This window comes from uncultured Victivallis sp. (assembly GCF_944391105.1).
Classification (GTDB): Bacteria; Verrucomicrobiota; Lentisphaeria; order Victivallales; family Victivallaceae; genus Victivallis.
The window spans coordinates 99,649-111,093 of the sequence record NZ_CALXSK010000005.1 but is presented as its reverse complement, the minus strand read 5'-3'; the positions used below and the strand labels follow the sequence as shown (position 1 = coordinate 111,093).

Genomic DNA, 11,445 nt, shown 5'->3' with positions numbered 1-11,445 from the left:
AAATCACCAGCGATTTTTCTTCATTTGGATATTCTCGTTTCGCTTTCCCTGCCGCGCTAGCGGCTCAGTTCAAGAAAAAAAATAAAATTTCAAACTGCTATTTAAGATAGAATAACCTAATCTGCAAAATACATAATATTAGGTTTTTCTATCTTAATAGAGAATTATAAAATTTTAAAAATTTACAACACAAAGGTTCTATTTATTATGTTCCCATTACTGACTCTCGATTTCGAGACTTTTTATTCCGACAGTTACAATCTCAATAGCTTCCCTTCTTATCAGGAGTACATTCTTTCCTCCCAGTTTAAGATTCATGGACTGGCAGTATACTATCCTGACGGTAAAAGAGAGTTCCGCCGTGATGCCGATGTGTTGCTTCATGAGTTGCAAAGTGTTTACGGCAACAATCTGGAAAATGCCTGCATCATCATGCACAATGCCATGTTTGATGCCGCTATCCTTAAATACAAGTTCAACATCATTCCCCCATGTATTCACGATACCATGCTGATGGCAAAGTATCTTTTCGGTGTCGATGTGAAAGTAAGCTTAAAAGAGCTTGCGGAACGCTGTCATTTGCCCGCAAAGCTCGACCTTGAGTTCTCCAAAGGCAAACGTGAGCTCACAGCAGCAGAGTTTGCGGAACTCCGTACCTATGCGATCAACGATGTCGTCATCACTCGTGAACTCTATGACCATATTGTTCCAGAGATATTACCGGAAGAGTTGGAGATCATCAATCATACTGTACAATGTTTCCTGCGTGATGCGATAAAGATCAACAAAGAACTGCTCCAACAAGCCCGCCATGAACTTTGTACCCGACTGATCAATGAATTGGGGGATATGCAGCCCGAAGAAATTTCAAGTGATCGTCAGTTTGCTCAACTGCTTTCCGATGCATTGGCTAAAACCAACCGTACTCTTGCGATGAAACCGGGTAAAAACGGAATGATCCCGGCTATTTCAATGGATGACCCTGAGATGCAGAACATGCTCTCCGATCCCGACCCGCTTGTCAGTAAACTCGTCAAAGCAAGGTTGCTGGTGAAATCAAAAGCACAATTGCTGTCACGTATCAATTACCTCAGCGGTATGGCAAATCTAACGGGTGGTACTTTGCCGGTGTTTCTCAAGTACCATCATGCGCAAACCGGACGTTTTGCAGGAGGCAACGGTCTTAACTTACAGAATCTTCCTGTTCCCGGACGCTCGCCGGTTCAAATCCTCAATGATACGGCATGGAAGATCAGGCAATCCATTCATGCACCGGCAGGATACGTTTTTGTCGCCGTGGATGCGGCACAGATCGAAGCGCGTGTACTTGCATGGCTGACCAAAGAAGAACAGCTCAATTCGGCTTTTGCCTCTGGACGGGATATCTACTCTGAGTTTGCTTCAGAAGTATTTAAGGAACCAGCAGGGAAGCCCTGTGATGATTCTCCGGCAGAACAACGAAAGGGCTTATTGCGCCAGATCGGCAAAACAGCCATCCTCGGTTTGGGATACCAAATGGGAGTGGAGCGTTTCGCGAAACAATTGAAAAGTTCCATCGCCAGCAGCGAATTGTGCCGTTCAGAGCGCGAGCTTGCCGCACTTGCCTATAAGATCGTCCACTCCTATCGGAACCAATACCGGGCAATCCCCGGTTTCTGGAAGGAGCTGGAAAAGGAGTTCCGTAAAAGCGTAACAAGCCGGAATTTCAGGAAATTGGGCAGGCTGGTTATTGCCAGCGACAACAGAGCGACATGGGTGACATTACCATCTGGGCGGAAACTCATATATCAAGCCACGGCGATCCTGCCGACCCGTATTCAGGAAATCAGTTATCTCAACTCGCAAGGCGAGCAGGTTACTACCCTCATGGAACAACAGCCGCTTTGTTACCATGATGGGAAGAATCTTCATGGTGGACTTCTCACAGAGAACGTCGTTCAGGCTACAGCCCGTGATCTGCTGGTCCATGTAATTCTGAAATGTGAAGAAGCCGGTATTCCAATTGTCCTTCACATTCACGACGAGGTGATTGCCTGCGTTCCTGAAGATCAGGCCAAGCAAGCTATGGAAACCATGATTCAAATATGGAGAACGGTTCCCCAATGGGCTGAAGGATTGGTCCTTGATGCCGAAGGAGTCTTCGGAACCAATCTTGCCGGGTTGAAATAACCCTCTGTTCTCCCCCTCCAACGTTCCGTCAATGACGGCATAAAACGTTGGGGGGAGTTTTCATCATTCCAAACAGTGTAATCCCGGCCTCATGAATACCTGTTTTGACAGCAGACAATCCACTTCAATGCGGACAGAAACGGATAAACTTGAACGAACCAAGACTTTTTACGACAAGGGCAACTTTTCTGAGATTTCTTCATGGTATTACAAGCTATCTCACTCTGTCTGATAATGAGCCAATTCTTTTCTTTCCATATTCAGCAAGTACAAGGAAATTTACTCCTTAATCGAAAGAATGGAGATGTGTTATTAACTTGAAAAAGTTGAAAAAAAGTTTGGAAATCCCCTGTCAAAATCCAGCCATAACGGGTAAATTATAAGTATTGATGGCCTCTTGCCGGGGTCACAATTGGGGCACAAATGGGTCACAATTGCGGGATTTTGGGACCTGAAAACAGGAAAAACAGCCGGAGGAAAGCGTTTTTTGAGGAGGAAGTAGTCAGCCGCATATTCGAATCCTTGCGGGGCTGCCATTTTTTTTATTTTCGGGAGACGTGGCGCTCCTGAAATTCGCATGTCAAGACCGTCGAGTTGCACAGCCGTTCTCCGGAAACAGAACAGAAAAAAGGAGAGATCATGAAACACCTCATCTACACTCTTTGTCTCGTTTGCGCATGTCTCGGAGTCCGGACGTATGCCGCCACGCCCTCAGAGAATTATCAGCTCAGCACCCATATTCTGGACGTCAACCTCGGCAGGCCGGCCTCCGGAGTGCCCATCGTACTTTTCCGTCTGGCGGAAGACGGAATTACCTGGAATAAAGTCGATGCGGGAATTACCGACCCAAACGGCAGAATTGGAAACTTTCTGCCAGCGAACCGGACAAACGATGGAATTTATAAACTGAAATTCGAAACCCGGGATTACTTCCGGAAGCAGAACCGGGAATCGATCTATCCTTTTGTCGAGGTTGTTTTTGAAATCCGTGGTTCGAATCATTACCACATTCCGATCACCATGTCGGCAAACGGTTACGGAACTTACCGCGGCAATTGAAACCAGGTCTCCGGCATGCGCGACTGCGTCCGCCGGCAGACGACTCAACGGAAACATTCCCGAAATGAACAAGGATACATTTAAAGGTCTGTGCTGCGGAGTTTTCGCCGCAGTGGCTTACGGGATGAATCCTCTGTTCACGCTCCCCCTGTATCGGACCGGAATGACTCCGGATTCGGTGCTGTTCCACCGATACGCTCTGGCCATGATTCTGCTTGGTCTCTTCCTGGTCTGGCGTAAGAAATCGTTCCGGCTGTCTGGCAGACAGTTGATTCTGGCTGTGATCGGAGGATTGCTGATGGCGCTTTCATCGCTTTTTCTCTTTCTGAGTTACAAGAAAATGGATGCCGGAATCGCCTCGACGATTCTCTTTGTATATCCTGTGATGGTTGCGGTCATCATGGCGACATTTTTTCGTGAAAAAATTTCCGTTCCGACGATTCTGGGAATTGTCGGCGCCCTAGCGGGGGTGGGAATCCTGTACAGGGGAGACGGGGAAAATTCCCTGAATATCAGTGGTCTGGTTCTGGTTCTGCTCTCGGCGTTGAGTTATGCGCTCTACATGGTCGCGGTTCGGGAGACTGATTTGAAACGCCTGTCTCCGGAGCTTCTGACCTTTTATGCTCTGGTGTTCGGGGTACCGCTCTTTGGAATCCGGTTGAAATTCGGAGCTGACCTGCAGTGGCCCGCGACACTCTCCGGCTGGGGGTGTGCGATTGCGCTGGCGTTTTTCCCCACGATCGTTTCCCTGCTGCTTATGACGGTATCGATTCGGCTGATCGGCGCAACACGGACGGCAATTCTCGGAGCCCTGGAACCGATTACCGCGGTTTTTTTCGGGATTCTGCTGTTCGGGGAACAGCTGACATTGCGCCTGGTGCTCGGAATTCTGGTCATTCTGGCCGCGGTCACGGTTGTAATATCCGGCAGCCAGCTGTCCTGCCGGCTCTCCGGCGTGGGAAAACGTTTCCACCTCTGCCGCCGGCAAAGGTAACCCCGCCGGAGTCGACCACATATCAGTGAGCCACGCGGGCGGAAACCTTGGGGCGTGGCATGGTTCACGCTGCCCTTCCACGTCGACATTCTTCGACGCGGAGGAAATGCGCAAAAAAGAAAGCATATTTTCACCAGGAGAATCGGATATTCCTAAAAAAAATCCCATTTTTTAAAAGGATTTTTCCGTTCAGGAATTTGACTTTTCCGCAATCGGGTGTATAATGAAGTGTTTTGCCCCTGTCGGGACAGGCAATGCCGTGTGAAAACGGCAGACAATCATAACAATAAGGAGAATTGCAGGATGGAACACAAGAAGGAGATTTTCGCGGACGGCATCGGTCAGATTCACTTCGCCGGCGGCATGGTCCGTTTTGACTTCGTCACCCTTCAGCCGAACGAGGACGGCTCGGCCCCGACTCCGGTGGTCAACGAACGCATCATCATGCCGCCGCAGGGCTTCCTCGGCGCGTTCAACTCCATGCAGCAGCTCATCGACAAGCTGCTCGAAGCGGGTGTTCTCCAGAAGAACGAGCAGGCGAAGTAAGTTCTTCCGCCGTTTGCGGCCCTCCGGTTCCCCCGGGGGGCTTTTTCGTTTTCGGGCAGACGGGAAGTCAGCGCACGGAAAACTCGCAGCCGCAGAAGTTCTGAAGGTAGAATCCATACTCCCGCGCAAGTTCACGGCTCCGTTTGAAGCCGTCCTTTTTCTTGAAATCCCACGGCTCGAAGTTTGCATAGCGCCCCCCGACCTCGAAGATCACGCGACTCGGCTTGTGGGGACTCACGGTCAGCGTCGTCGCAAAATTCGCGCCAAGCCGGGCGGCCCGCTCCGCCGTGCGCCCGAGCGACCAGCCGAAGCAGAGCGGACAGCGCAACCCGCGTTCGGGCTCGGATTCGTAACCGGCGATCGACCGCTCCCAGTCCGCATGCCGGTAGGGATCGACCTCCAGAGCAAGATCGAAGATTCCCGCAAGCTGCTCGACCGATGCGAGCCGCCGCTCAAACTCCTCACTCGTGGCGATGTTGCTGTTCGAGTAGTAGAGCCGGATCTCCCGCCCGGTCTCAAGCAGACGCTCCACGCAGCCCGCGGCGCACGGAGCGCAGCAGACATGCAGAAGCAACGGATTGTTTTCGGAATTCGCCATATCCATATTTTACAACCGGAAAGCGTTTTTTTCAATTGAAAAAGAGCGCATTCCGGGATATTTTATATCATGCTCAGTTTCATTATCCGCAGAACATTTTATTCCGTGCTGATCCTGCTGGGCGTGGTGTTCCTGACCTTCGTGTTGTTTCACGTTGCCGCGGGAGACCCCGCCGCCGCGGTGCTCGGCAAAAACGCCCGCGCCGATGAGATCGATGCGCTGCGCCGCGACCTCGGCGCGGATCTGCCGCTCTTCTACGGACGCCGCTGCAAAACCGAAGCGTTCGCCCCCTACCGGGCGGGGGAACCGCTGCGTCCCGGCGTCACGGCTGTGAAACTCGAAAAGGTCGAGCCGCCGTTCAACGGGACCTATCTGCGCTTTGAACGGCAGTTTCCGATTCCGCGCTACGGCTGCCGCGTCGTGAAAAACGGCGAGACACACTATTTCGAGGATGACAACCCCTCTCCGATGTTCTTTGCAGAGGGAATCGACGAAATTGAATTCTACCGTCTCCAGGATTCCCCGTGGAATTCGCAATTTCTGCGGGCACTGGGAGAACTTGTGAGCTTTCAACCGGAGTTCCCGTATATCCGCGTGCTCGACTTCGGAAAAACCATCACCACGCGAGAACCGATTTCGAAGATCCTGATCCGGGGAGTCTGGCCGTCGCTCTGTCTCATGATTCCGGTGTTTCTCGGAGAGCTGGTCATCGGGCTCGCGCTTGCGCTCGTGGCGGCGGCGTTCAAGGATACGATCATCGACCGCGCGCTCGTGCTCATTTCGGTGGCGGGCATGAGCGTTTCCTATCTTGTGGTCATCATCTTCGCGCAGTGGTTTCTCGGTTACTATTACGACCTCTTCCCGGTCTGGGGATATGAGGGATTCGGTTATCTCTGTCTGCCGATTCTGGTCGGAATTCTCTGCGGCATCGGCGGGAACGTCCGCTTCTACCGCACGGTTTTCGTGAATGAGCTGCGGCGTGAATACCTGCGCACGGCGGCGGCGAAGGGGCTCTCGCCGTTCCAGGTCTACAGCAAACATCTGCTGCGCAACGCGGCGATTCAAATCATCACGCGGGCGAGCGCGTCGCTGCCGTTCCTCTTCACCGGGAGCCTGCTGCTGGAGTCGTTCTTCGGCATCCCCGGACTCGGCTTCACGGGGGTAGACGCGCTCTACAATTCGGATCTTCAACTGCTCAAAGCGCTGGTCATCACGAGTGCGCTGCTGTTCGTCATCATGAACCTGCTCGCCGACCTCGCCTACGCGTGGGCCGACCCGCGCATCCGACTGGAGTAGAAACACCATGGAATCCGCTCTCAACGACGTACCGTTCGCAAAACGGCTCCGGCTGCTCTTCTGGAACTTCTTCAAAATCGCGCTCTTCGTAGTCGGCGGCGGGTATGCGATCATCCTTGCAGCCGAGGAGATCTTCGTGCGCAAACTGCGCTGGCTCAAGGACGGGGAACTGCTCGAAATGCTGACGGTCATTCAGGCGATCCCGGGACTCACGGCCGGCAACGCGGCGATCTACGTCGGATACCGGACGGCCGGGCAGTGGGGCGCACTCGTCGCACTCGTGGCGGTCGCCCTCCCCTCGTACCTCATCATCTGTCTCGTATCGGTCGGCTTCGGGGTGATCCCGATGGAGAATCTCTATGTGCAGGGGGCGTTCATCGGCGTGCGCACCGCGCTCTCGGCGCTGACGATCGTCGCAATCGTCCGGCTCTGGCCGAAGGTCATCACGGGAAAGTATTCGCTGGCGGCGGCGCTCTTCACGATCGAAGCGGTCTACTTCTACGGAACCAATCCGGCGATCATGCTCGGAGCGGGAATCGCAGTCGGACTCATCTGCGGCATCCGGACGCAGCTGCGGCAAAGCCGGGCCGCCCTGGCCGGAAAAGCCGAGAGCGGGATGGCCGAACTCCTCACGCTCTTTCTGCTTTTCTGCTGGTTCGGACTGCTCTGCTTCGGCGGCGGAAGCGCGCTCATGCCGCTCTACATCCAGGAGCTGGTCGATGCGAGACACTGGCTCACGCTGCACGAGTTGAGCGACTTTGCGGCGATCTCGCAGGTGACGCCGGGACCGATCGGAGTGAATCTTGCGACATTTCTCGGTTTTCGCCGGGGCGGGTATTTCGGGGCGCTCATCTGCACGATCGGGCTTTTGCTGCCGAGTTACATTCTCATGCAGATCGCGCTGCGCTCGCTCGCGCGCTGGGAACAGAGCCCCATCGTGCGCGGCATCATGGCGGGAATCGGCCCGGTGACGGTCGGGCTCATGGCGGCGACCACGCTCATCTACCTCGAACTTTCGCTTTTCACCAGCCAGCTTCCCTGGGGATATCTGGCGGAACTTGCGACCGGACACCTGAAAGCCTACGAGGGGCCGTTCCGGCTCTGCTACGGGTCCGTTCCGGTGTTTCTGCTTTCGGGGTGGGCGCTTTACAAGAGCAAATGCAGCATCATGACGGCAATCTTCTGTTCGGCCGCACTGGGGGCGATTCTGTGCCGAATTTGAGAGATTTTTCCGCTTGAAACATTGATTTTTGCGGAAGTTGCCATATAGTTTAAAGAATACGGAGTACGGAAAGATAATGAGCAGAGAAGAGAGAGCACCCGGCGTTCTGCCGCCGAATCCTGAATTGCTGGCTCCGGCGGGGAGTCCCGCCGGAGCCCTCGCCGCTTTTGAGGCGGGCGCAGACGCGATCTACGCGGGTCTGGCGAAATTCAATGCGCGCGAACGCGGCGAAAACTTCACGCCGGAACGCATGGCGCAGATCATCGAATACGCCCACAAACTCGGCAGGAAAGTCTATCTTACACTCAACACGCTTGTGAAGGAGTCCGAACTGCCGGAGGTTGCCGAGACGCTCGCGCTGCTCGAAGAGATGGGGCCGGACGCGCTGCTTGTGCAGGATCTCGGGATCATCCGCATGGCGCGGGAATATTTCCCGAAACTTGTGCTGCACGCCTCCACCCAGATGGGATTCCACAACTCGGCCGGACTTGAAGTCGCGGAAAAACTCGGCGTAAGCCGCGTGGTCCTCGAACGGCAGATGACGCTCGACGAAATCGCCGCAGTGCGCAAATCGACGCGGCTTGAACTTGAAGTGTTCGTGCATGGAGCGCTCTGTGTCTCGCTCTCCGGGGCGTGTCTCTTTTCATCGTATCTCGGCGGTTACAGCGGCAATCGCGGCAAATGCAAACAGCCGTGCCGCCGTCGTTATTTCGGAAAAAACGGCAACGGATTTTTCTTTTCGCCGCAGGATCTCTGCACAATTGAGCTGATTCCGAAACTGCGCGCACTCGGCATCGAATCGTTGAAGATCGAGGGGCGGCTCAAGCAGCCGGATTATGTAAGACAGACAGTCGGCGCCTATCGGATGCTGCTCGACGCGCCGGAGGAGGAGTTCCGCGGGCGGCTCGGAGAGGCGAGGAACATGCTCTCCCGCGGATGCGGACGCAAGTGGTCGCTCGGATTTTACACGAAGGAGTCCGCCGGCACGCTCGTCTCGCACGATTCGCTCGGGGCGGCCGGGCTGCTGTGCGGAAACGTGAACGAACTGCGCGAAAACGGCTTCGGATTCACGACCACGAAACGGCTCTTCCTCGGCGACCGGCTCCGGGTTCAGCCGCAGTCCGGCGACGAAGGTCCGGCGCTGACGGTCACGAAGATGTTCGTCGAAGGCAAGCCGGCACGCAAGGCGCTGCCGGGGCAGCAGCTGGTCATCCCGTGCGACAAACCGGTCGCATCGGGCGGGCTTGTGTTCAAGATCGGCGAGAGTTTCCCCGATTACACGAAAGAGCTCGCCGCCCTGCCGCCGCCACGGGAGAAACTTGATCTCGAACTCAAACTTTCCGCAAACCGGATCAGCATAGAAGTCCGGAATGCGCCTCTGGCACGCTGGGAGAAAGAGCTTTCGCTCGCTGCGGCCTCCTCGCACCCGGTCACGGCGGAGACGCTGGAAAAGGAGTTCGCCGCAGCCGACTCGAAGACGTTTGCGCTCGGGAGATTTCATTGCGAAATCGCCGGAAGTTACTTCTTCCCGGCGGGAGAACTCAAAGCCGTGCGGCGCGAATTCTGGAACGAAGTCAAACAGAACCTCGCCCCCGGAAGCTGTTTCCGGGATTCGGCGGTCGGGCTGGAAAAATTCCGGAGAGCCTACCTTGAACTTGCTCCTTTCCGCGCCTTGCCGGAGCATCTGCGTGAAACCGTGGCGGTCAAGCCGAACGGGGCGGAGCCCGGCAGCCGCAAGGCCGTACGTGCCAGCAACGTCTACGAGATCAGCAAACTCACGACCGAGGCAATTCTGCCGGAGTTCTGTCCGGAGGGGAGGCTCGATTCGCTGCGCAAGGCGATCCGCAATGCGCGGAATGCCGGAATCCGGAGATTCCGGGTCACGTCGCTCTACGCGCTTGCGCTGCTCGGAGAATCGGACGGCCTGGAGATCACCGCCTCGACGCCGCTGCCGGTCTGCAACTCGATGGCCGCGCTGGAACTGTCGCGCTTCGGAGCAACCCGGGTGATGGCCCATATTGAGCTGGAGAAGAAGGATGTCGAAGCCCTGCGGGACCATTCGGTTCTGCCGGTGGAACTCTATCGCTACGGGCGGCCGGTACTGCTCGTCACGCGGGCCGGAATTCCGGCTGAGGGGGAGATTCGCGACGCGCGCGGCAACGGCTTCTGCATCCGGTATGACCGGCGGGACGGGCTGACCCGGCTCTACCCGCAGAAAGTTCACTCGATCCCGCGACTGTCCGGGGTCTACGACTATTATGATTTACAAAATGCTCACTGGAACAGCCAGGAGACCGGAACGTTCAACTTTGAATCGGGCTGGTTCTGAATTGGAGCATCTGTCAGGAAAGAGGGAAACATGCCGACACCGATCGAAAAACTCGCCATCGTCGAATCTGAACTGAACCGGATTATCCGCGGCAAAGCCGACGTGATCCGCCATCTTCTGACCGCGCTGATCGCGGGGGGCAACGTTCTGCTTGACGACGTGCCCGGCGTGGGGAAAACCACGCTGGCCAAGGCGCTGGCCCGCCTCGTCGACGCGAAATTCAACCGGATCCAGTTCACTCCGGATCTGCTGCCGGCGGATATCACCGGAACATCGATCTACAATCCGAGCACGGGGCAGTTCCAGTTCCGGAAGGGGCCGGTGTTCACGAACATCCTGCTCGCGGACGAAATCAACCGCGCGTCGCCGCGTACGCAGTCGGCGCTGCTCGAATGCATGTGCGAGCACCAGGTCTCTCCGGATGGGACCACCCGGTTTCTGGAAGCGCCGTTCATGGTCATTGCGACTCAGAATCCGATCGAATATCAGGGGACCTATCCGCTGCCGGAGGCGCAGCTCGACCGTTTTGCAATGCGGCTGTCGCTCGGCTACCCCGATGAAGAGGCCGAGCGCGAGATGCTTTACGACCGTCGCCACATCGATCCGCTCGACTCACTGAAGCCGGAAATCAGCTGTGAGGAGGTGCTCTCGCTTCAGGCCGACATGAAGAAAGTCGGCATGGAGGCGTCGGTTTCCGCCTATCTGCTTACGATTGTCCAGTCGACCCGTCACGATGCGCGGCTCACGCTGGGGGCAAGTCCGCGTGCCGCGATCCGTCTGGCCGACTGTTCCCGCGCACTGGCGCTGATCTGCGGACGTGAATTCGTCCTGCCGGACGATGTCCGCGAACTGGCTCCGCTGGTGCTTTCCCACCGCATCGTTGTCGATGCGAAAACCCGCTACGCCGGAGTTTCGGCGCAGGAAATCATTGCGGAAATCATTCACAACACGAAACTTCCGCTTTGACAAAGGATCTTTTCCGAAGGAGGAGATATTTTTCATGAGCAAAAAAAAATTCGAGGTGCGGATCGCACCGGATGAGTGCAAGGGCTGCGAACGGTGCGTGATCGCCTGTCCGCGCAATGTCCTGAAACTCGGAACCACGTTGAACAAACTCGGCTTCCCGTACGCTGTACGGACTGGGCAGGAGTGCATCGGCTGCGGCGGCTGCTTCCTGACCTGTCCGGAACCGGGAGCCATCACCGTCGTCCAGATTGAAAGCGAGTAGTGTC

10 protein-coding genes are annotated in these 11,445 nt (G+C 55.6%); 9 read left to right on the top strand and 1 reads right to left on the bottom strand.

Annotated features, from left to right (window positions below; genetic code table 11):
* Window positions 1-207: 207 nt before the first annotated feature.
* The 4 genes from Q0K10_RS03345 to Q0K10_RS03330 all read left to right on the top strand — a co-directional run bounded on the left by Q0K10_RS03345 (window position 208) and on the right by Q0K10_RS03330 (window position 4,768).
* Window positions 208-2,169, top strand: a complete 1,962-nt coding sequence (locus tag Q0K10_RS03345) for a DNA polymerase (protein ID WP_294503152.1) — start codon at window positions 208-210, stop codon at window positions 2,167-2,169.
* Between the two features lie 639 nt (window positions 2,170-2,808).
* Window positions 2,809-3,228: a hydroxyisourate hydrolase gene (gene uraH / locus Q0K10_RS03340; protein ID WP_294503150.1), complete on the top strand. Its 420-nt coding sequence runs from the start codon at window positions 2,809-2,811 to the stop codon at window positions 3,226-3,228.
* A gap of 64 nt (window positions 3,229-3,292) precedes the next feature.
* Window positions 3,293-4,222, top strand: a complete 930-nt coding sequence (locus Q0K10_RS03335) for an EamA family transporter (RefSeq protein ID WP_294503148.1) — start codon at window positions 3,293-3,295, stop codon at window positions 4,220-4,222.
* A 303-nt stretch (window positions 4,223-4,525) separates the two neighbouring features.
* On the top strand, window positions 4,526-4,768 hold the full coding sequence (locus tag Q0K10_RS03330; protein ID WP_294478629.1) for a hypothetical protein: 243 nt from the start codon (window positions 4,526-4,528) through the stop codon (window positions 4,766-4,768).
* A 67-nt stretch (window positions 4,769-4,835) separates the two neighbouring features.
* On the opposite strand, the gene Q0K10_RS03325 is transcribed toward Q0K10_RS03330, so the two are convergent.
* On the bottom strand, window positions 4,836-5,366 hold the full coding sequence (locus tag Q0K10_RS03325) for an epoxyqueuosine reductase QueH (protein WP_294503146.1): 531 nt from the start codon (window positions 5,364-5,366) through the stop codon (window positions 4,836-4,838).
* 69 nt (window positions 5,367-5,435) lie between these two features.
* Here Q0K10_RS03325 and Q0K10_RS03320 point away from each other — a divergent pair, with 69 nt between their 5' ends.
* From Q0K10_RS03320 to Q0K10_RS03300, 5 genes are all read left to right on the top strand, one after another.
* On the top strand, window positions 5,436-6,662 hold the full coding sequence (locus Q0K10_RS03320) for an ABC transporter permease (RefSeq protein WP_294503142.1): 1,227 nt from the start codon (window positions 5,436-5,438) through the stop codon (window positions 6,660-6,662).
* A 7-nt stretch (window positions 6,663-6,669) separates the two neighbouring features.
* Entirely contained in the window at window positions 6,670-7,884 is a 1,215-nt protein-coding gene (locus Q0K10_RS03315) for a chromate transporter (RefSeq protein WP_294503140.1), read from the top strand.
* A 76-nt stretch (window positions 7,885-7,960) separates the two neighbouring features.
* Window positions 7,961-10,213 carry a DUF3656 domain-containing protein gene (locus tag Q0K10_RS03310; RefSeq protein WP_294503137.1) on the top strand — a complete coding sequence of 751 codons (2,253 nt, stop codon included), beginning with the start codon at window positions 7,961-7,963 and terminating at the stop codon, window positions 10,211-10,213.
* Window positions 10,214-10,243: 30 nt separating this feature from the next.
* Entirely contained in the window at window positions 10,244-11,179 is a 936-nt protein-coding gene (locus tag Q0K10_RS03305; protein WP_294503134.1) for a MoxR family ATPase, read from the top strand.
* Window positions 11,180-11,213: 34 nt separating this feature from the next.
* Complete coding sequence (locus Q0K10_RS03300; RefSeq protein ID WP_294503131.1) at window positions 11,214-11,441, top strand: 4Fe-4S dicluster domain-containing protein; 228 nt, start codon at window positions 11,214-11,216, stop codon at window positions 11,439-11,441.
* Window positions 11,442-11,445: the final 4 nt, after the last annotated feature.